The sequence below is a fragment of the Winogradskyella aurantiaca genome, assembly GCF_003362725.1.
Classification (GTDB): domain Bacteria; phylum Bacteroidota; class Bacteroidia; order Flavobacteriales; family Flavobacteriaceae; genus Winogradskyella_A; species Winogradskyella_A aurantiaca.
Map to the genome: position 1 here is coordinate 114,873 of NZ_QKTV01000006.1, position 22,882 is coordinate 137,754.

At 38.6% G+C, this 22,882-nt stretch carries 16 protein-coding genes; 9 read left to right on the forward strand and 7 right to left on the reverse strand.

Translation table 11 applies throughout. From position 1 onward, the window contains the following. The first annotated feature begins 77 nt into the window (after nucleotides 1-77). The 4 genes from aspS (at nucleotide 78) to DN064_RS11055 (ending at nucleotide 4,186) form a co-directional block, all read left to right on the forward strand. Nucleotides 78-1,832 carry an aspartate--tRNA ligase gene (gene aspS / locus DN064_RS11040; RefSeq protein WP_115462717.1) on the forward strand — a complete coding sequence of 585 codons (1,755 nt, stop codon included), beginning with the start codon at nucleotides 78-80 and terminating at the stop codon, nucleotides 1,830-1,832. Between the two features lie 43 nt (nucleotides 1,833-1,875). Beyond that, entirely contained in the window at nucleotides 1,876-3,654 is a 1,779-nt protein-coding gene (locus DN064_RS11045) for a chloride channel protein (protein ID WP_115462718.1), read from the forward strand. Next, nucleotides 3,651-3,893, forward strand: coding sequence for a hypothetical protein (locus DN064_RS11050; RefSeq protein ID WP_115462719.1), 243 nt, complete (start codon nucleotides 3,651-3,653; stop codon nucleotides 3,891-3,893). Before DN064_RS11045 ends, DN064_RS11050 begins: the two co-directional genes overlap by 4 nt. 101 nt (nucleotides 3,894-3,994) lie before the next feature. After that, a complete protein-coding gene (locus DN064_RS11055) occupies nucleotides 3,995-4,186 on the forward strand; it encodes a cold-shock protein (RefSeq protein WP_115462720.1) in 192 nt (63 codons plus the stop codon). Between the two features lie 45 nt (nucleotides 4,187-4,231). Here DN064_RS11055 and DN064_RS11060 read toward each other — a convergent pair whose 3' ends face one another. Both DN064_RS11060 and DN064_RS11065 read right to left on the reverse strand, forming a co-directional pair. Then, nucleotides 4,232-4,681, reverse strand: coding sequence for a nucleoside deaminase (locus tag DN064_RS11060; RefSeq protein WP_115462721.1), 450 nt, complete (start codon nucleotides 4,679-4,681; stop codon nucleotides 4,232-4,234). Between the two features lie 15 nt (nucleotides 4,682-4,696). After that, nucleotides 4,697-7,300, reverse strand: coding sequence for a T9SS-dependent M36 family metallopeptidase (locus tag DN064_RS11065; RefSeq protein ID WP_115462813.1), 2,604 nt, complete (start codon nucleotides 7,298-7,300; stop codon nucleotides 4,697-4,699). Nucleotides 7,301-7,513: 213 nt separating this feature from the next. Here DN064_RS11065 and DN064_RS11070 point away from each other — a divergent pair, with 213 nt between their 5' ends. Beyond that, complete coding sequence (locus tag DN064_RS11070) at nucleotides 7,514-9,298, forward strand: 1-deoxy-D-xylulose-5-phosphate synthase (protein ID WP_115462722.1); 1,785 nt, start codon at nucleotides 7,514-7,516, stop codon at nucleotides 9,296-9,298. On the opposite strand, the gene DN064_RS11075 is transcribed toward DN064_RS11070, so the two are convergent. After that, nucleotides 9,272-9,445: a hypothetical protein gene (locus DN064_RS11075; RefSeq protein WP_157962298.1), complete on the reverse strand. Its 174-nt coding sequence runs from the start codon at nucleotides 9,443-9,445 to the stop codon at nucleotides 9,272-9,274. The genes DN064_RS11070 and DN064_RS11075 overlap by 27 nt on opposite strands. A 97-nt stretch (nucleotides 9,446-9,542) precedes the next feature. Beyond that, the gene (dgt, locus tag DN064_RS11080) at nucleotides 9,543-10,883 is read right to left on the reverse strand and encodes a dGTP triphosphohydrolase (RefSeq protein ID WP_115462724.1); all 1,341 of its coding nucleotides are present in this window, start codon (nucleotides 10,881-10,883) and stop codon (nucleotides 9,543-9,545) included. A 210-nt stretch (nucleotides 10,884-11,093) separates the two neighbouring features. On the opposite strand from dgt, the gene DN064_RS11085 reads away from it, so the two are divergent. Beyond that, on the forward strand, nucleotides 11,094-13,925 hold the full coding sequence (locus DN064_RS11085) for a TonB-dependent receptor (RefSeq protein ID WP_115462725.1): 2,832 nt from the start codon (nucleotides 11,094-11,096) through the stop codon (nucleotides 13,923-13,925). A gap of 43 nt (nucleotides 13,926-13,968) precedes the next feature. Further along, on the forward strand, nucleotides 13,969-15,159 hold the full coding sequence (locus DN064_RS11090) for a multidrug transporter (RefSeq protein ID WP_115462814.1): 1,191 nt from the start codon (nucleotides 13,969-13,971) through the stop codon (nucleotides 15,157-15,159). A 48-nt stretch (nucleotides 15,160-15,207) separates the two neighbouring features. Here DN064_RS11090 and DN064_RS11095 read toward each other — a convergent pair whose 3' ends face one another. Then, a complete protein-coding gene (locus tag DN064_RS11095) occupies nucleotides 15,208-15,567 on the reverse strand; it encodes a toxin-antitoxin system YwqK family antitoxin (RefSeq protein ID WP_115462726.1) in 360 nt (119 codons plus the stop codon). Between the two features lie 283 nt (nucleotides 15,568-15,850). Between DN064_RS11095 and DN064_RS11100 the strand changes: the two genes are divergently transcribed. Both DN064_RS11100 and DN064_RS11105 read left to right on the forward strand, forming a co-directional pair. Next, nucleotides 15,851-18,133 (forward strand): inorganic phosphate transporter, encoded by a 2,283-nt coding sequence (locus DN064_RS11100; protein ID WP_115462727.1) that lies wholly within the window; start codon nucleotides 15,851-15,853, stop codon nucleotides 18,131-18,133. Between the two features lie 52 nt (nucleotides 18,134-18,185). After that, entirely contained in the window at nucleotides 18,186-18,908 is a 723-nt protein-coding gene (locus tag DN064_RS11105; RefSeq protein WP_115462728.1) for a DUF6503 family protein, read from the forward strand. Between the two features lie 52 nt (nucleotides 18,909-18,960). Here the strand turns inward: DN064_RS11105 and DN064_RS11110 are convergent, their stop codons facing one another. Then, nucleotides 18,961-21,429: a ribonucleoside-diphosphate reductase subunit alpha gene (locus tag DN064_RS11110; RefSeq protein ID WP_115462729.1), complete on the reverse strand. Its 2,469-nt coding sequence runs from the start codon at nucleotides 21,427-21,429 to the stop codon at nucleotides 18,961-18,963. A gap of 163 nt (nucleotides 21,430-21,592) precedes the next feature. Beyond that, the gene (locus DN064_RS11115) at nucleotides 21,593-22,573 is read right to left on the reverse strand and encodes a ribonucleotide-diphosphate reductase subunit beta (protein WP_115462730.1); all 981 of its coding nucleotides are present in this window, start codon (nucleotides 22,571-22,573) and stop codon (nucleotides 21,593-21,595) included. Nucleotides 22,574-22,882: the final 309 nt, after the last annotated feature.

The window sequence follows — 22,882 nt, forward strand, 5'->3', positions numbered from 1 at the left end:
TTATTGTGGACAAACTTCTTAAATTTGCGGCCTAAAAATAACGGTATTAATAGGCTATACCAGAAACACGAAGAGATATGTACAGGAGTCATAGTTGCGGAGAATTAAACTTAAATCATGTCAACCAAGAAGTTACCCTTTCTGGCTGGGTTCAAGGGGTAAGAGATAAAGGGTTTATGATTTATGTGGACCTGAGAGATCGTTATGGCCTTACTCAACTCTATTTCGATGAAGAAAAGAGTAGTGCAGACCTAATGCAAAAAGCCAAATCACTAGGACGAGAATTTGTAATTCAAGTGAATGGACAAGTGGTTGAACGCGCTTCTAAAAATCCAAACATTTCAACTGGAGATATTGAACTTTTAGTAAAATCCTTGGAGATACTAAACGAAGCAAAATTACCGCCCTTTACTATTGAAGATGAAACAGACGGTGGTGATGATCTGCGTATGAAATACAGATATCTTGATATTCGACGAAATCCCGTTAAAAACAATCTAATATTTAGACATCAAGTGACACAAGGCGTTAGAAACTACCTTTCAAATGAAGGATTTATTGAAGTTGAAACCCCTTACCTCATCAAATCAACACCTGAAGGTGCACGTGACTTTGTGGTACCATCACGAATGAATGAAGGTCAGTTTTATGCCTTACCACAGTCTCCGCAAACCTTCAAACAACTACTGATGGTCGGCGGTATGGATAAGTATTTTCAAATAGTAAAGTGCTTTAGAGATGAAGATCTAAGAGCGGACAGACAACCCGAGTTTACTCAGATAGATTGTGAAATGGCATTTGTAGAACAGGAAGACATACTTAATACGTTCGAAGGCCTTACTAGACATCTTATTAAAGAGGTTCATGGTGTGGATACTGGAGACTTCCCGAGAATGACTTTTGATGACGCCATGCGCTTATACGGAAATGACAAACCTGATATTAGGTTTGGAATGCAATTTGGAGAATTAAATCCGGTAGCACAACACAAAGATTTTAAGGTGTTTAATTCTGCAGAATTGGTAGTAGGAATTGCGGTTCCTGGCGGAAATGCTCATACCAGAAAAGAAATTGACAAATTAATAGACTGGGTAAAACGACCACAAGTAGGAGCTCTTGGAATGGTTTATTGTCGCTGTAATGATGATGGTTCTTTTAAATCATCGGTTGACAAATTCTACGATCAGGATGACTTAGCGCAATGGGCGCAAGTCACGGGTGCTAAGCCTGGAGACCTTATATGTGTTCTATCTGGTGAGACCACTAAGGTAAGAGCACAATTAAGCGCTCTGAGAATGGAGTTAGCTGAAAGACTTGGTTTGAGAAAAACAAATGAATTTGCGCCACTTTGGGTTGTTGATTTTCCATTGTTAGAATGGGATGAAGACAGCGAACGCTATCATGCCATGCATCATCCATTCACCTCTCCAAAGCCTGGACAGATAGATCTTCTAGATTCCGATCCTGGTGCGGTGAAGGCCAATGCCTATGATTTGGTCTTAAATGGTAACGAAATTGGGGGTGGCTCTATTAGAATTCATGATAAAGAAACTCAGGCTATCATGTTGAAGCATCTTGGATTTAGTGATGAAGAAGCCAGAGCACAATTTGGGTTTTTAATGGATGCTTTTGAGTTTGGTGCCCCACCTCATGGAGGAATTGCATTTGGATTAGACCGACTGGTTTCCATACTTGGAGGACAGGAAACCATTAGAGATTTCATTGCCTTTCCAAAAAATAACTCAGGAAGAGATGTCATGATCGATGCACCTGCACCAATCGATGATGAACAACTGTCAGAACTACATTTAAAAGTAACTCTAGAATCATAATAAGGAATCCTGCTTAAAGCAGGATTTTTTCTTAGATTTAGTCATGGCCAAGGCATCGGTTTTTAAACGCTTATTGTTATGGAGGTATCGGCATATCTCAGGTAAGAACTTTATTTATTTACTGAGCCTGGTTATAGGTCTTCTGGCTGGATTAACTTCGGTAATTCTAAAGAATGTGACATTTGCAATTGAATCTATTTTTGAGAAGGTTCTTGTCTTTTCCAATTATCAATTGTATTTCATTCTTCCTTTTTTGGGGTTATTCCTGGTGTACTTATTTGTAAAATATATCTCTAAGAAACCCGGAGAACATGCCATACCCACCATTTTGTATTCTATATCCAAACGAAACAGCATACTTGATAAACGCAATATTTATTTACCACTTGTAACCGCTCCACTCACGGTTGGTTTTGGAGGGTCGGTTGGTCTGTTAGGTCCTGCCATTGGATCAGCATCAGCCATTAGCTCAAATCTTGGCAGACTCTTACATATAGATCGTAAAACCCGAAGTTTGCTCATAGGTTGTGCCGCTTCTGGGGCCATCGCTTCCATTTTCAAATCTCCTATTGCAGCCATCATTTTTGCGATTGAAGTATTTAGCCTCGATCTAACATTCGCTTCATTATTGCCTTTATTAATGGCCTCTGTATCGTCCGTTATAACCTCTTATTTCTTTCTTGGTGATGAAATATTATTTGACTTTAACGTTGCTGAAAAATTTAGGATAAAGGATACGGTTTTTTATCTGGTTTTAGGACTAGGAACTGGTATTGCATCCATCTATTTCTCCAAAATCTATTTCGGGGTTACCTCATTATTTAATAAACTAAAAAACAGCAAGCAAAAACTCATGTTTGGAGGTATTGCCATTGGGGTAATGGTTTATTTTATTCCACCACTCTACGGGGAAGGTCTCGAATTTATAAATGATCTAATGGTGGGTAATGATGCCCATGCTTTAGGAAAGACTCCTTTTAATGAACATCTCAATAATATTTGGATTGTCATTGCTTTACTCTTTGGCATCACTGTTTTTAAGGCTGTAGCAATGACAACAACATTTGCTGCCGGCGGAACTGGTGGTATTATCATTCCCACACTTGTGATGGGAAGTTCATTAGGCAATGTGGTTGCCAAGGTGATAAACAACTGTGGACTGGGCTTTAGTGTTTCGGAAGCCAACTTTACGCTTATTGGAATGGCAGGTCTTATCGCTGGGGTGTTACATGCTCCCTTAACTGCCATTTTCTTGATTGCAGAAATTACCGGTGGTTATCAATTATTTGTACCACTTATGATTACGGCCTCCATGTCTTTCTTAATTAGTAAAAACAATTTAAATCATACGATTTACACCAAAGAACTTGCCGAAAAAGGGGCCCTACTTACCCAGGACAAAGACAAAAGTGTTCTCACCTTAATGAAACTGGAATCCGTAATTGAAAAAGACTTTTTACCACTGCATCCTGATATGAGTCTTGGACAAATGCTAAAGCAGGGCGTGGCCAAATCCAATCGAAATATATTTCCTGTCACCGATAGTCAAAACCGATTCTTAGGAATTATATTATTAGACAATATAAGAACAGTCATGTTTGATCAATCGTTATACCTGTCTACTACCGTTGAAACTTTTATGATCAAGCCTCCCGATATTATTCACTATGAAACCGATTCGATGGAACGTGTTATGAAGAAATTTCAAGATTCAGGAGCCTGGAATTTACCGGTTGTGCGAGATCATAAATACTATGGTTTTGTATCTAAATCAAAGTTACTAACGGCCTATCGTAAAGAATTAATTAATATTACTTCATGAAACCCATTCATATAATCACTTTGGTACTATTTATCTTATCTATTGCTTTAATTGGATCAGGGTTTTTGATAGAGACCGAACACCGTGAAAAGCTCATTGGCTCAGGAGTTTTGGTATTATTCCTACTTGGTTTCCCTTTATTTTCTTATTATCGATGGAAAGGAAAGGATGTAAAAGACTACATGCTCACTAAGGAAAACCTAGAAAAAATGCGGGAAAATCAAAGAGACGGCAAGTAATAGTCTAATTTTCAGATTACCAAATATTTAAATATTACGATTTATTTGGCTAAGTCCGTTCTTATTGAGTTACCTTTGCGGCATAATTATATTTATTTACAATGACTGGAAAAGTTAAATTTTTTAATGATTCAAAAGGTTTTGGATTCATTACAAACGACGATACAGGCAAAGATATCTTTGTTCATGTATCAAATCTTAATGGTATGGAATTACGTGAAGGCGATCATGTGTCTTATACTGAAGAAGAAGGACGCAAGGGCATGGTTGCAACCAATATAGAAATGCTCTAGAGATTTTTAAATCAAGAAACAAGCCTCACTTTAAGTGGGGCTTTTTTAGTTTAATGAACGTTTTTTAACAAAGAAGCTGGTTAACAGACGGCTGCAGTCGTCTTCTAGAACACCCATACTGACCTGTGTTTTAGGATGTAACTGGGTTTGTAATTTTCTGAAGCCCCGTTTGTCATCAGAGGCGCCAAACACAATTCGTGAAATCTGGCTCCAGTACAAAGCCCCTGCACACATTTGACAGGGCTCAAGAGTGACATAAAGGGTACAATTGTTAAGGTATTTACCACCTAAAAAGTTAGTAGCTGCAGTTATGGCTTGCATTTCGGCATGGGCCGTGACATCATTTAATTGCTCTGTTAGATTATGTCCTCTTCCAATAATCTGGTTGTCCACAACAATGACAGCACCAACAGGAACTTCATCTTTATCATAAGCTAATTGAGCCTCTTGCAAGGCCTTTTTCATAAAATAGGCATCGTCAAAAGGCTCAATCATGTATGAATATTGTCTTTAGTTCTTTATAATCTTATGGTTGTAGGTTACCTGATCTCCTTTAATAGTTAAGAAGTAGATACCCGAATTGAATCCTGATATATCAAGTTGATATAAGTCAAATATCTCTGCATTCTTATTAAGAACAACTCTTCCATTGATGTCTACAATACGGATGGTCACGTCACCAAGACTTGTCTTAGCATCGATAAATAGTTCTGACTGTGTTGGATTTGGATAAATACTTAAGGTGTTTTGATCAAACTGACCTGTACTCAATAATTGGTCACAATTTGCTAACGAGGGATCATTAGCCGGTGGCATAGTAAAATCCTCTGTTTGATCTCCTCTACTTCCTGAGCTACCTTGATCAGCATCAAAGCCCATTCCTCTAGCCGCAAAAACTTCCCAAATCATACATTGATCCTCGCCACCAGTAGTGGCCATATCAGCCGCTAATAAGGCATCGCGTCCATCTATAAACCCTGGACTACAAGGCTGAAGTTTAAGACCATCAATCACCAATTTCATTACCTTATTATTTCCACCATCACCATTGTAGAAGTCCGAATCAAAACCATATTTATCAATATAGGCCCATGTTAAGTCCCATAAAGCTGTTGCCCATACGAATCCGACACCATGCGGTACGCTCACCCCGGCCTCATTGGTATTAGCATAAGTGAATCCATTAACACCGGTATTAGTAGTATAAGGGGCAGGTCGTATTCCAACTCCATCTGTTGGCTGGCCTGTTGGGAAGGTGCCAATACCTCTAATTTTTTCGGCTGTATCTTCATCTCTCATGGTAAGCATTAGTCCAAACCAGTCAGACCAACCTTCGCCCATTTGCTCTAAATTTTGTAAACATGTAAAAGCAAAAGAACCGCCTGTTAACCTGTTTGAAATTCCATGACCATACTCATGAGCGATAATTCCATTATCAAAATCTCCATCGATAAGGTCTGGGCCTCTCATAGTAAAGGAAAGGGATTGATTATTTTCCAATGCCGCGATTATGGCCTCGCCATCTGCCTGATTAATCATAACCGATGGGATAGTTACGGCACCACCTTCAGCCCCTGGGCCCATTGATATTGGATCACCTGCTACATTGTTTACCATGACAACGGCTACTGCCCCAGCATTTTGAGCCTTCAGTATTTTCGAACCAAATTCACACTCACCTCGGCGAATTACTGCTATTCTCCCATTAAGTTGAGCACTATTGGTGATCGTTTGACAAATGTCATTAAAATCGCTGGTGCCATCCTGAGCCAATGCGAGATTGGCAGTTAATGGCTGTGTTAATACCTCTCCAAAAGCCGCTGGTACCACATCGTAATCTCCAGCAAGAGCGCCGTTGTTCACTGAACTTGGATTGGAAGCACCAATCCACAAGAACATCTGCATTCTTGGGCTAGCCCCATCACCTGGGGTTCCAAAATTGGCATTATTAAATCCGTTACCGTCCTGAGCATCGGCAATCACAAAATCTCGATCTCCAAAACTTCCATCGTAATTCTTTGCTTGGAAGTTTCCAGAAGCTTCATCAAACCCCTGCTTATACCAAACGTCATGCATGATATTGTTCCAATAGAACAAATTGGTAATGGCCGCATCTTCATAATCGATAGGAGAGTCATTTAAATCAAGACTGTAATCAAATGTCAAGGTATTTCCACCATCGGGGGCATAACCACCTAAGTTATTGGCATCTCTGTCTTCTCTTGCCCATACATTATTCCCACGAGTAATCGTAAACTCTGGCCCATCAACGCCATCATTGTCGTGCCATCCAAATGGACTAGCATCAGGATCAGAAGGATCGCTAACTAGGGCCCTGTTGCCATGATTTGGGCTTTCCACAGGCATGGGGTATACGTTATAGGTTGCGGCATCCCCAAGCATTGGTGCTGGTGCAAAGGCCTCAAATACATTGTGCTCTTTATGACTTTTATGCCCTTCTGGATGTCCAAAATTACAGGTCAGGATTAAGTCGAACTGCTCAATCATGTTATTGTTCATGGCATCCATTCTAATACTCCACCAGTGCGAATTATCATCTAAATAGATGGTGAAATCCCATGCCAATCGTAGTTGTCCATCAACTTCAACATAAACCAGTTCTGCCTCAATAGGAGACGAGACTAAATCGCCAGCTAAAAATTGATATGAATTACCATTAGCCTCTGCCTCGGTAAAAGTACCTGCACCCAGATTCAGCATCCAATTAACCTGATTAAGAGCGGACTTAACATCATTAGCTGGTGAAACAGCATTAACCTTCTGATTTGCATTATTCTTAATACGGTTGGCAAAGTAAAACACCTTACCATCTTTCAAGGCGACTGATGAAATTCCATTATGTATGCGAATTCCATTGTGCGCCTGATTGAGGTACAAATGGGTGATTTTGGTAGTTTTGGAATAAAACTGATTAGTAATTCGAAGATCTTCAATATCACGATCTGCAAAACCATATCGCGATTTCTGACCGTCTAAATAGGAATAAACTAAATCGGCATGCTCTGATTCAGAAAGTTTATTCTGTGCTACAATTAAGGTCTGCCCAAGAGCAAAAAAGGCAATTAATGCCAGGAAAGGAATTTTTCTTTTCATGTTTCGGTTTTTATTATCCAGAGTAAGGAGACCCTGGCCCACAATTTTGTCACAAAAATAAAAAAATTAAGAATAACTATACATATTGATAATATTAGGATTACAAATGTCCTAAAGTGGAAATAATTAACCCCTAATTAAAGAAATTATGCATTTGAATATTTGACACTTTCAACCTTACCTCATCCTTAATAATCTTTGTAATTTCGCAAAATGAAGACGGGTTTACTGGCACAAATTAACACTCCTAAAGATCTAAGAACACTTGATCCAGAACAATTACCAGACTTAGCGAAAGAGTTAAGACAATTTATTATTGATATAGTCGCTTCCAAAGAAGGACACCTCGGAGCAAGTCTTGGTGTAGTTGAATTAAGTATCGCTTTGCATTACAGTTTTAACACACCCCATGACTTGCTGATTTGGGATGTTGGTCATCAGGCCTACGGTCATAAAATACTAACCGACAGAAAAGACCTATTTCATTCCAACAGACAGTTAAATGGTCTCAGTGGCTTTCCCAAACGCTCAGAGAGTATTTACGACGCTTTCGGTGTGGGGCATTCATCGACTTCGATTTCAGCAATTCTTGGTATGGCCATTGCGTCCAAGATCAAAGGTGAAAATAAAGAACATATAGCCGTTATTGGAGATGCTTCTATCGCCAGTGGAATGGCCTTTGAGGGCATGAATCATGCAGGTGTTACCAATGCCAATATCCTAATTATCTTAAATGATAATGCCATTGGTATTGATCCTAGCGTAGGAGCCTTAAAAAACTATTTGACCAATGTCAAAAATGGAGCGGTGCATCAGGATAATATTTTTGAAGCCTTAAACTTCAATTATTCGGGTCCCGTTGATGGCCATAATATTGATGCGCTTTTGAGGGAATTTACACGCTTAAAAACCATAGGAGGCCCACGGTTACTTCATATTGTCACCACCAAAGGTAAAGGGCTAAAACCGGCGGAATTAGATCAAGTCACCTATCACGCTCCAGGAAAGTTTGATGCCTTAACGGGCAAATTAAACCGTCCTTCGGTTCCATCAACATTGCCTAAATTTCAGGATGTCTTTGGAAAGACGCTTTTAGAATTAGCGAAAACAAATGAAAAGATTGTTGGTATTACACCAGCCATGCCAACCGGATCATCTCTGAAGCTCATGATGGATGAAATTCCAGAGCGGGCATTTGATGTTGGAATTGCAGAACAGCACGCGGTAACCTTAGCAGCAGGAATGGCCGCTGAAGGTCTCATCGTGTATTGTAATATCTACTCTACCTTTCTTCAACGGGCTTATGATCAGGTGATACATGATGTAGCCCTTCAAAAACTGCCTGTCATATTTTGTCTGGACAGGGCTGGCTTGGTAGGACAAGACGGCTCAACCCATCATGGGGTTTTTGACATTGCTTATCTAAGATGTGTACCTAACTTGACTATTGCAACTCCCGCTAATGCCATTGAATTACGCCAACTTCTTTACACGGTTCAACTGGGTATTAAACAACCCATTGCCATCAGGTATCCAAGAGGGCGCGATACTATTGAAGCTTGGCAGGTCCCCTTTGAAGCCATGGAGATTGGTAAATCTGCTAGAATTAAAGAAGGATCTCAAATAGCAGTTTTAAGCTTTGGAACCATTGCTAAAAATGTTAGCAAGGCTATTACGAGCCTATCAGAGGCGGCTCAAATTGCGCATTACAATATGAGATTTGTATCTCCAATGGATGCCGCTGCGCTTCACAATATATGCAGAAAGTACCGAGCAATTATAACTGTAGAAGATGGTGTGATTTCTGGAGGCGCCGGTACAGCAGTCCTTGAATTTCTGAATACCAATAATTATTCCTTACCATGTAAAATCCTAGGGATTCCAGATCGATTTATCGAACATGGTAGTATAGAAGAATTACAGAAAACGGTGGGCTTAGATCCTAACAGTCTGGCCATTGAAATTAAGACCTTACTCAATTGCGTCCATAGTCGCTAAGTCGGACTTTGGTTCTTCTTTCAATTCAATTTCAACCATTTGAGGTGAATCCGAATCGTTCTCTGGCCTGGTGTAATCATCAATTAAAATTAGAAGCACAATAGCCATAAAAAATACCATAAAAGCACCTGGGGCATTGTCTTTCATAATGGTTAGATTTGGGTTAATCATGCTCAATATGGGCAAAATATCGATATAAAACAAATTTTATCGATGAAATGCACGTTCCGGGCCGATTGCACTACTAAAGAGAAGTCCCTTGAAGTCTGTGATACATTTCCATGGCCTTAGAATCCGATAAGGAAGCTACGAAGCTGCATATGGCCAATAGATTTTTATAGAGCGATTCGTTTTCAAAGGTGACTGCTGATGGTAAGGTTTGTAAAATCAGCTTATCGTAATTGGTTAGCTTACCATTGTAATAGTTAAAGGCAGAGTCTGCATATTGGGCAATTAGTCCCGACAACACCTTGTATCCCGAAATTTCTTTGTTAATGACTTCTTCTGACTGATAGATATTGCTGACACTCAACTTGATAATATCATCAATTTGAGCTGAATATTTTGACTTATCCATTAAAGACACATCAAATTCACCTTTTAATATCAGCTCTTCATTCTCCATAAATATTTGGACAGCCTCATCAATCAAAGTACTAATGGCCAAAGCCCTTAGGTAAGCTACTCTATCTGTTGTATTGGATAAATCATGATATTTACTAGTATTAATCCGATCTCGTACAAGATTAATTAGATACTCCAGTGCATACTCCTCAGGTATCAAACCGAGGTTAATACCGTCTTCAAAATCTATTACCGTATAACAGATGTCATCAGCTGCTTCCACCAAATAGGTCAGTGGATGCCTTCCATAACTTAAATGGTCCTGATGCCTTTTATGCAACCCAAGCTCTTGAGCAACATCTTCAAAATCTGATTTTTGATCCTGAAAAACACCATATTTCTTATCGGCAATATGAGATGTCGGTTTTTTGGGTAAGGATTCTTTAGGGTATTTCATAAAGGCGCCCAAAGTGGCATAACTCAATCGAAGACCACCGAGCATTCCCTGCCGGTCTTCGGTCAAGATCTTAAAGCCATTGGCATTACCTTCAAAATCACACAGATCCTGATATTCCTTATCTGTTAGATGGGCCTTGAACCCTTTTCCTTCACCATTTTCAAAATAGGCACCAATAGCCTTTTCTCCAGAGTGTCCGAAGGGTGGATTACCTATATCGTGTGCCAAGGCTGCGGCGGCAACAATAGCTCCAAAATCATTGAACTGATACCCATGAACATTTTGCAGGTGTGGATGCTTTTTAAGAATCTCTTTTCCAACTAATCTTCCAAGGGACCGTCCAACCACACTCACCTCAAGACTATGAGTTAATCTGGTATGAACAAAATCGGTCTTAGAGAGGGGAACCACCTGCGTTTTATCCTGCAGGCTTCTAAAGGCTGCCGAAAAAATTACGCGATCATAATCCACCTCAAACCCTAAACGTGTTTCATCCTGTTCATTGCGTAAACGTTTATGAATATCCCCAGATCTTTTAAGAGAAAGTAGCTGTTCCCAGTTCATGAAATTAATTTGATGCAATATAAGTATCCATTTATTTCAATTGCTACAGAGCAGGTTAATTTTTGAATGTTAAGAAAACATCTCCCTAAGCTTTTGCGGCTTAACAATTAAGACATTTTCAAGAAACTTTTTAATCACAATCACTTAAAATTCAAGTAACCTCAATGCTTGGTTTTCGCATTTAATTTGCAGCATCAATTTAATGAGATAATGAAATATCTATATACCTTTTTAACCTTGTTTTTTGTAATGGCTCTACAGGCGCAAACTGGATCCATTACTGGTAAAATAATTGACAAGGATTTTAACTTAGAACCGCTACCCTTTGCTAATGTTTTAATTAAAGGGACAACTACAGGTACTACTTCAGACATTGATGGTTTGTATCAATTTGAGGAATTAGAACCTGGTGACTATGTATTGATTTTTAGTTTCGTAGGTTATGAAACCCTAGAAATCGCAGCAACCGTAGTTGCCGATAAAGTAACTGAAGTCAATGTTACTATGGGAGCTAGTGCAGCTTCTCTTGACGAGGTTGTCATCACCACAACCGCTAGAAAAGAAAGTGAAACAGCCCTGTTGCTAGATCAGAAAAAAGCTGTTCAAATTAAGCAAAGTATTGGCGCTGATGAATTAAAACGAAAAGGAGTTGGTGATGCCGCCGCAGCCGTTTCAAAAATATCGGGAATATCAAAACAACAAAGTGGAGGTCAAGTTTATGTACGTGGACTTGGAGATCGTTACCAAAACACCACACTAAACAACTTAACCTTACCATCTACAGACGTCAATAAAAAGAACATTGATCTCGATCTTTTTTCGACCGATATTATCGAGAACATCTCGGTCAGTAAAGCTTACAGACCAAGTTTCTATGCCGACTTCTCTGCTGGAAATGTCAATATCAATTCCAAAGAGTATACAGGAAAGGGATTTGTTAATGTTTCTCTTGGAACCGGAGTAAATAGTAATGCCGCAGGCAAAGCTTTTGTTCGTAATGACGGACCAAGTTATTTTGGATACTACAACCGCTATAACAACAATCCGTTTGCAGTGATTCTATCACATACCATGGACGCTCAAAGTGCCCCATCGCCAATTAATTTAAATGGATCTGTTGAAGGAGGATATTCTTGGGATTTTGATGACGATACGCGATTAAGCTTCTTTTCAACCGTAAGTTTTAGTAACGGTTATGAGTTTAGAGAAGGTGTAGCCAGAGACTTTACCAATGTATTAAAGGTAGATTACCCAAACATTGAAGAATTTGAATATGCTACCAATACCACAGCATTAATCAACATTGACTTCAAGTTAGATAACGTCAACAGTTTTAAATACACATCCATGTTCATCAATAGCTCCTCAGATCAGGTTGGTTATTACGGGGTTAAAGGACTTGGATTTAACCGTGATGGTATTGCCAGTGAAGATCCTAATGATTTAGGGTTCTTTACTATTAATGGACGTTTTAATCAAGACATGATTTTTGTAAATCAGCTACTAGGTAATCACAACCTCAATGACGATTGGGAAATTGATTGGGGTGTTGGTTACAACTATGTATTATCGGATGAGCCAGATCGTAAGCGTTTCTCTTTTGAGAACTACCAGTATTCCTTAGATGATGACCCAAACACAAACCCAGTTTTCTACACTAATATTCCTTTTGATAATCAGCGCTTTTTCCAATCAATTAACGATACAGATTTGAATGGTCTGGCAAATGCTAAAAAGACTTTCAACGACAATTTCAACTTATCATTCGGTTACAATGGGAGAATTAAAGAACGTTCTTTTTCAAGTATTAGATATGGCTACGAAATTATCGATAGAGATAATACGCCCGTTAGAGATGTGAACAACCTAAATTCAATCCTTAATGTTGGCAATATCAACATTCCAGATGGATCAGGATTGTTTAATACAGTGGTACTGAACCCAATTAATAATGAGATTGGAAACAGGAACGTACCAGGACTTCCAGAAAACACATATGATGGTCGATTAGACGTTAATGCTGGTTTTATTGATGCCGAAATTAAAATAAACGAAAAGTGGTTATTGGTTCCAGGAGTTCGTATTGAGAACTTTAGTCAGGAAATCACTTACGATGTAATTAACATTCCACCGGATGATCCTGGGTTTAGCAGAACTACTGAAACACTGTTTTTACCAAGCTTTAATGTGAAGTTCGCGGTCAACGAGGATTCTAATTTGAGATTTGCCTTCAGTAAAACGGCTTCTATACCTGAATTTAAGGAGGCGGCACCATTTGTTTACGAGGATGTAACCATTAGATATGGTGGTAACCCTGACCTACTTGGTTCTAGCAATCCTGATTTTGTCAATGTTTCTGATAAAGGCTATTCTGATATTTACAATTTTGATCTTAAATACGAGTGGTTTATCACGCCAGGTGAGATCATTGCTGTAGGAGCGTTTGCTAAATCCATTTACGATCCTGTTAACCGTGTTGTGGCTGCTGATGCCACCGGTACCCAGCGTTACTTTAGAACAGGTAACCGTGCCGATGTCTTAGGATTGGAATTGGAATTAAGAAAAAATTTGATCATGCGTGACGAAGACAATAGCTTACTAGCTTTTGGATTTAACGGTTCTTACGTACACACAGAACAGGATCTGTTTGATGTGATATCAGGAACCTTCTCAACGGCATTTAACAGACCAACAGAAGAGATAGAAGGAGCCTCTAAATGGGTGTTTAATACGGACGTTTCATACACACCTGAATTTGGAAACTATACACCAAATTTTACACTAGTTGCGTCTTACTTCTCTGATCGTATTTATTCCATTGGTTCAGGGAGTTTAGGTAACATCGTTGAAAAAAGTGTTACCACCTTGGACTTTGTTTGGAAAAGTGCATTGACTGATAAACTAGACCTAACCGTTTCAGCTGGAAATTTATTGAATCCAAGTATCTCTTTTGTAAGAGAAGGCACTGGTAGTGGTGACATTCTAATATATGATTATAAAATTGGACTTAATACCGGATTATCCTTGAAGTATAAATTTTAAATAAATGAACTTGAATAAATATCAAACCTTAAATTTTAAAACAATGAAGATTAAATTATTAACTATATTTTCTTTAGCGCTTATCGTAATGAGCTGCGAAAGAGATGATACAGCAAGTGTTGTCATTAATGACAACAGCACAACTACCATTATTAATGGTGGTGATGGTGGAAGTAATGTAGTAGAATTATCTGGTGTATATACTGAAGACCTTAACCTTGAAATTGGAAGAGACTATTTAATTACTGGTCCAGTTTTAATGTCGGCTGGAACAACCCTAAATATCCCTGCAGGTTTAATCATTAGAGCGCAACCTGTTGGTGTTAACGCCTATATCGCTATCCAGCAAGGTGCTAAGATTGAAGCTAACGGAACAGCTACGAATCCAATTGTAATGACTTCCAATGCCACTGCACCAGGTTCTGGAAACTGGGGTGGTCTCGTAATATGTGGAACGGCTCCAATCAACTCTACTGCTGATGGATCTGAGGACACGGCAACAACAGAAGTTGGTAACTTATCTTATGGAGGTAATAACCCAAGTGATAATTCTGGTTCAATTCAATACCTGAGAATTGAATATGCCGGTGGTGCCATTAATGGTAATGCCGAGCTTAACGGATTATCCCTATATGCTGTTGGAGATCAAACTACAGTTGATTATGTACAAATCTATAAAGGCTCTGATGACGGGTTTGAGTTCTTTGGTGGAACTGTAAACGCGAGCCATCTCGTTGTAACTGATGCTGAAGATGATTCAATTGACTGGACAGAAGGTTATGTAGGATCTTTAACAGATGTTTATGTTGTACAAAACACTGATGTAAGTCATGATAGTGCTTTTGAGATGGATGGATTTAATACAGACTTTTCTAATGAAGGTGGTTATTTTTCAGCACCAACCGTTACAAATGTTACTGTCATTGGAGATCTTGATTCTGGAAGAGCGTTTAGATTACGAGCAGGATCAAGAGGTATTTTCTCAAATGTTTTAATTACTGACTTTGGTAGAGGAATCGTCATTGAAGATGATGAGCCGGGTCAAGCTACAAGCCAGGGTGTTGTTGATGGTGATACAAGTTGGACTGACGTTTTATTTACTAACGTTGAAAGTCCATTTGTAGCTAACGATCTTGAAAACCCAATTACGGAAGCAGATGTTATTTTTGGTGATGCTGCTAATGCCACTGGTACTGACTTTGCTACCTGGGGAGCTAATTGGACCAGAGACTAATACTCCGAAACTATATTATAAAAAAAAGCATCCAATTGGATGCTTTTTTTAGTTTTTGGCTATTACCGATCGACTCGGTTCATAGTTATCGGTAACTTTCGCTATTAAATTTTTTGAATACTCAACTTCTTTTACAACATCATCCATCCAGTATACCCAAGTCCCAACTTTAGCACCATTATCATATTGAGCCGAAATTAACTTACTTCCTTCTTTGCAGAAACTAAACCAATCTCCGTGAAGTTTTCCTTCCTGAGTATAATAACCCGTTTGGCTCACAGCACCATTATCATGATAATAGGTAACTTCAATTAATCCAGTATCCTCATTTAATACAAGTTGACGTTCTTTTTGAGCATAAGACAATCCAACTACTAAAAATGCTGCTATCATTAAAATCCTTTTCATAATATTTTGGGTTACATTAATAATTACATTACAAACATAACTTTATTTTTACTTATAAGCAACATTTACGTAACATTAAATTAACATTAAATCCGTAATACATTCATTTTCAAGTTTTTGCAATGTTAAGGACTTGTCTTTTAACTTATTAAATAGAATATTCAAACAAAGAGCACTCTATGACTGGATTAAGAAAGTCACATTCTTAAGAACATAACCTTATATTAACATTGCGTTCAAATTAAAATTTGAAATTAGCGGCAATCTTTTTTGACGCCTTTTTATGGATCAACTTTACGTTTACATGCTGGCTGCTTTGGCTGTTTTAGCCATTGCGGATTTAATTGTTGGAGTTAGTAACGATGCTGTAAATTTCCTTAATTCTGCTATTGGTTCAAAAGCAGTTTCCTTTAAAACCATCATGATAGTTGCTAGTATTGGAGTTGCCGTAGGTGCCTTAACCTCCAGCGGTATGATGGAAGTGGCCAGAAAAGGTATTTTTAATCCTGGTGAGTTCATGTTTAATGAGATCATGATCATTTTTATGGCCGTCATGCTCACTGATATTCTCTTACTGGATTTCTTTAACACGCTGGGATTACCGACCTCAACTACAGTGTCCATCGTATTTGAATTACTAGGGGCTTCAGTAGCTATCGCCATTATTAAAATTTACGCGGATGCCAATCAGTCTTTATTAGATCTATCCAACTATATTAACAACTCCAAGGCCATAGAGATTATTCTGGGCATACTCTTGTCCGTTGTTGTCGCCTTTACTATTGGGGCCATTGTTCAATACGTTTCAAGGTTGTTATTATCCTTTAATTTTCAATCGAAACCTATTTGGTATAGTGCCATATTTAGTGGCTTTGCCAATACCTCTATCTTGTATTTTATTGTTATTAAAGGTCTTAAAAATGCCACCTTCATGGGCGGTGAATTTTTAGACTTTATCAATAATAAGCCCGAGGCCTTTATAGGAATTAGCTTCTTGGTGTTAAGTGTGTTGTCCTACATTGCCATTGTGGCATTCAAGGCCAGGATTTATACCATCATTATCATTATTGGGACCTTTGCCCTTGCAGTAGCCTTTGCTGGAAACGATCTGGTTAACTTTATTGGAGTTCCTATTGCTGCTTACAATTCTTATGAAGCCTGGACGGCAAGTGGCATCGTCCCTGAGGAATACGCTATGGTAGCTTTAAGTGAGCCTGTAGCCACCCAACCCATTTTATTATTAATTGCTGGATTAGTTATGGTATTGACACTATGGTTCTCAACCAAAGCTCGTGCCGTTGTGAAGACATCGGTTGATCTATCCAGACAGGATGAAGGTAAAGAGCGTTTTGAACCTAATTTCCTATCTAGAAACATTGTAAGACTAACTATTGGACTAAACGATAGCATTAGCCAATACTTACCTAATGGTTATAAGGCACAGGTTGAAAAGCAGTTTGCAAAGGCTAAAAAAGACCCTACCATAAAAGCCCAAGACCAGCCAGCTTTTGATTTGGTGAGAGCTTCCGTGAACCTTATGGTGGCTAGTGTTCTTATTTCAATCGCCACTTCCTTAAAATTACCCTTATCTACCACCTATGTCACCTTTATGGTAGCCATGGGAACTTCTTTGGCAGATAGAGCCTGGGGTACCGAAAGTGCCGTATACCGTGTCGCGGGTGTGCTAAATGTTATTGGAGGTTGGTTCTTTACAGCCCTTAGTGCTTTTGCGGCAGCCTTTGTTATGGCTTACATTCTGTTTTACGGAAAAGGCTATGCGCTAGTCCTTCTTTTTGTGACCGCCATTGTCTTATTGGTAAGAAATTATTTGATTCACAGAAATAACAATAAAGCCCTAGAAGAGGAAGACAAATTAGAAAAGGCTGAAAGTAGTTCTACACAAGGAGTTATTCATGAAAGCGCAAAAAATATTGCGACTGTGGTTAAGCGTGGAAATAAAATTTACACCTCAGCCATTAATGGTTTGGCAACTCAGAATTTAGCCATATTAAAGAAAAATAAACAAAATATTGAACGCCTATCTCAAGAAATTGAAGTACTTAAAGACAATGTGTTCTACTTTATTAAAAACCTTGAAGATCCAAGTGTTGAAGCCAGTAACTTCTACTTAAGTATTGTTAGATACCTGCAAGATATTGCACAATCATTAGAGTATGTGTCCAAATCCAGTTTAAAGCACATCAACAACAATCATAAAAAACTGACCTTTAGCCAAATCAAGGAACTGAAGGATGTGGACACCCATCTGGAGCAGTTATTCAAGGATACCCAAAAAGCTTTTGAGAATCGTTCCTTTGCGCAAATAGGAGCCATCATAGACGAACGAAACAACCTGAACAATCTGGTTCAAGAAAAGATTCAGCGCCAAGTAGAACGAACACGATCAGAAGAATCCAGCCCCAAGAATACGACGCTTTATTTTAGCATTTTGTTAGAAACCAAAGATTTGGTAAATGCGACCATGAAACTGTTGGAAGAATATTTTGCCGCACATGATAGCACCGTGGAACCCGCTCAGATTACTGGAAATCAACCAAACAAATAGGGCCTCATAAGACCTATTGTAATTATCTTACCTTTAGGCAAAATCAGGTTATATGCGATTAGTTTTTACCCTTGGGATCCTTTTGATTTGTTCAAAAGGCCACACACAGACGTCTTTAAGTCCAGAAGAACTTCTTAGTAAAGCAATTAACTTCCATGACCCGGAAAATAGTTGGTCATCGTTCCAGGACAGCTTGACGGTGGTGATGACAACTCCAAATTCGCCCAATCGAAACAGTCAAATATATATTGATCTTCCTAAAGAGTTTTTTAGTGTTGAAGCCAAACGCGATACCGTTACAACTTATTATGAACTATCAAAGGGCAAATGCAAATTGCTTTATAACCAAGAGGAGGTGGCTGATGATTCAGCTAAGGGAAAAGGCATGAGTTGCGATAGGGCTGAGCTTTACAAGAACTATTATACCTATCTGTACGGATTACCGATGAAGCTTAAAGATCCTGGCACCAATATCAACTACCCTGTCGAAACCAAATCATTCCAAGGAAAAAACTATTTAGTTTTGAAAGCTACCTATGATGCCAACATTGGAAGTGATGTCTGGTACTTTTATTTTAACCCAACTACCTTCGCCATGGAACTCTATCAGTTTTACAAAACCGATGAATCTGGCAGCCTAATCCCTAAAAGTGGGGAATACATTGTTCTAAAAGAATTGGCGACTATTGGCTCTATTAAAATGCCAAAAATCAGAAACTGGTATTACAACAAGGACGACAAGTTCTTAGGTACAGATACACTTATTAAAAACTAAAAAAGCATCTTTTATAACTAAAAGATGCTTTCTCCAATTAACACTTAATCAACTAAGAACCACACATAAGGCAGTCATCACCTTCAGAAGCTTTAGCCTGTTCAATCAAGGCTTTCATTTCTTCAGGTGACATAGGTTCTACCTCTGTGGTCTCCTGTACAAACTTAGCAGCTGTTTGTGCCGCTTTTTGTTTACGTTGCGTAACAACACTATCCTGAACCTCTGCCACTTCAGCAACAGGTTCAGACTTTTTCTTATTATCGAGGGTAAACTTAATGGCGTCTACCGCACTTTTGGTTCTTAAGTAATACATACCGGTTTTTAGACCGCTCTTCCAGGCATAGAAATGCATTGAAGTTAATTTGGCCATGGTGGCACCTTCCATAAATAAATTCAAGGATTGTGATTGGTCAATAAAATAACCACGCTGGCGAGACATATCTATGATATCTTTCATACTCAATTCCCAAACGGTCTTATACAATTCTTTGATATCATCAGGAATGGTCTCAATATTTTGAACCGATCCATTGGCACGCATGATCTCTTGCTTAACGGTTTCGTTCCAAAGACCTAACTCCACCAAATCCTCCAACAGGTGCTTGTTTACCACAATAAACTCTCCTGAGAGTACCCGGCGTGTATAAATGTTAGAAGTATAAGGCTCAAAACACTCGTTATTCCCTAAAATTTGAGAGGTACTTGCAGTAGGCATTGGCGCTACCAGCAATGAGTTTCTAACCCCATGCTTCTTCACATCCTTTCTAAGCTTTGCCCAGTCCCAACGTCCACTTAATTCCTCATCCTTAATATTCCAAAGGTTGTGCTGAAACTCACCATTACTCATTGGAGATCCCTTATAAGATTCATAAGGCCCATCAACCTTAGCCTCCTCCATGGATGCCGTAACCGCAGCAAAGTAAAGTGTTTCAAATATTTCCTGATTTAGGTTTTTAGCCTCATCACTAGTGAATGGAAGCCTTAGTTTAATAAAGGTATCTGCCAATCCCTGCACCCCTAACCCAACTGGACGGTGTCTGAAATTGGAATTCTGAGCTTCAATTACCGGGTAGTAGTTTCTATCGATAACTCTATTCAAGTTCTTAGTAACACGCTTGGTGATTCTAAATAATTCTTTGTGATCAAACTCCCCATTCTTAATAAACATTGGAAGGGCAATAGATGCCAAATTACAAACGGCCACCTCATCTGGTGAGGTATACTCAAGAATCTCTGTACATAAGTTGGAAGACTTGATGGTTCCAAGGTTTTGCTGATTAGATTTTCTATTAGCCGCATCCTTATACAACATGTAAGGAGTCCCAGTTTCAATTTGAGATTCTAAGATTTTCTCCCATAATTCTCTCGCCTTAATGGTCTTTCTTCCTTTGCCCGCTTCTTCGTACTTATGGTATAGCGCCTCAAACTCTTCACTGTGGGTATCAGCTAATCCTGGGCACTCGTTAGGGCACATTAATGTCCAGGTCCCATCTTCCTGAACACGCTTCATAAATAAATCTGGAATCCACATGGCATAAAAGAGGTCTCTGGCACGCATTTCTTCCTTTCCATGATTCTTTTTAAGATCAAGGAAATCAAAAATATCCGCATGCCATGGCTCCAAGTATATCGCAAAACTACCCTTACGCTTGCCACCACCCTGGTCTACATAACGAGCCGTATCATTAAAAACACGTAGCATTGGTACAATACCATTAGAGGTACCGTTGGTTCCTCCAATATAACTTCCTGTTGCTCTAATATTGTGAATAGACAAACCTATACCACCAGCTGACTGTGAGATCTTAGCCGTTTGTTTTAATGTATCGTAAATACCATCAATACTGTCGTCTTTCATAGCTAGAAGGAAACAAGATGACATTTGTGGTTTAGGTGTACCCGAATTAAACAGTGTTGGTGTGGCGTGTGTAAAGTACTTTTTAGACATTAGCTCATAGGTTTCTATGGCCGCATCTAAATCATTAAGATGAATCCCTAACGACACCCTCATAAGCATGTGCTGAGGGCGCTCGGCAATTTGACCGTTTAGCTTTAATAAGTAAGAGCGCTCTAATGTCTTAAATCCGAAGTAGTCGTATCCAAAATCACGATTATATATAATTGTAGAATCCAACTTGTCCTTATTCTCTTGAATGATATTATAAACCTCATCAGACAACAAAGGAGCTTTTTTTCCTGTTCTTGGATTTACGTAATTGTATAAATCTTCCATGGTTTCACTGAAAGATTTTTTAGTATTCTTATGCAGATTAGAAACAGAAATTCGGGCCGCTAAACGTGCATAATCCGGATGCGTCGTGGTCATTGTTGCCGCAATTTCAGCTGCCAGATTATCCAACTCACTTGTGGTTACTCCATCGTAAAGACCTTCGATAACGCGCATAGCTACCTTTACAGGATCCACTAATTCGTTGAGTCCATAACACAGTTTTCTTACGCGAGCCGTGATCTTATCGAACATAATCGGCTCTTTTCTTCCGTCTCTTTTTACTACATACATAGGTTTAATTTGGTTTTAGCTATTCTGACACACCTTTCAGAATAAGGGTTAATTAGTTAGGGAGGAGTATTCATCCTCAGTTGATTTATAAACTACTTTTATAAATGAGCCAACAAATAGTGACTCGTAATTCTTTTGTGCTTAGGGTATAACCTATCGGTTATTAAAAATCAGCATCGAAAGAGAACTTATCCTTTTCTTCCTCCTTGTTCAATACACCAGCTTTCTGATATTCGGACACGCGTTTCTCAAAGAAGTTAGTTTTTCCTTGAAGTGAGATCATATCCATAAAATCAAATGGATTGGCTGTATTATATTCTTTCTCGCAACCTAGTTCAGTTAGGAGTCGATCGGTTACAAATTCTAGATACTGACTCATCAGCGTGGCATTCATTCCAATTAAACTTACTGGTAAAGACTCAGTGATAAACTCACGTTCAATATCAAGTGCATCAATGATTATTTCTTTAATACGTTCTTTAGGAACTTTATTAATCAAGTGGTTGTTATGAAGGTGAACCGCGAAATCACAATGCACACCTTCATCTCTGGAAATTAGTTCGTTTGAAAAGGTTAATCCAGGCATAAGTCCGCGCTTCTTCAACCAGAAGATTGAACAAAATGCACCTGAGAAGAAAATACCTTCTACCGCTGCAAAAGCAATTAAACGCTCCGCAAAACTAGGTGACTCAATCCATCGCAGAGCCCAATCAGCCTTTTTCTTAATAGCTGGAAAGTTCTCTAGTGCATGAAACAACTTATCCTTTTCTGCTTCATCTTTCACATACGTATCAATAAGCAGGGAATATGTCTCGCTATGGATATTCTCCATCATGATTTGAAAGCCATAGAAGAACTTGGCTTCACTATACTGCACCTCATTAACAAAGTTCTCGGCTAGATTCTCATTAACAATACCATCACTGGCCGCAAAGAAGGCTAGAATGTGCTTAATAAAGAATCGCTCATCGTCATTCAATTTTGTAGTCCAATCTGTCAGATCCTGATGCAAATCTATTTCTTCTGCAGTCCAAAAACTCGCTTCAGATTTTTTATACCATTCCCATAAATCGTGATGTTTGATCGGAAAAATTACAAATCGATCCTTGTTTTCTTGCAATATAGGTTCTTGTTGTTCTGACATGCGATGGTATATTAAAAGTTATTGAAAAAATAGAATGATTCGGGACTAACAAAGATTGAAAATAGTCGATGATAATGAAAGATGAGTTGTCAAACAATATCAACAAGTTTTTAACATCTGCATTTTCTCTTCAGAAGTATAAAAAATTCCGCAATAAGTCATAACTTTTTGATATTGTGGTATTTATAATTTTTTGTCTAAGGAAACTTTATAAGAATAATAATGTTAAAAAAGCCTCTAAGCCCTAGTATGATTGAGGAGTTTTAAATGAGAATAACCCGGCACTAGATAAACAAAAAATGCGTGTGA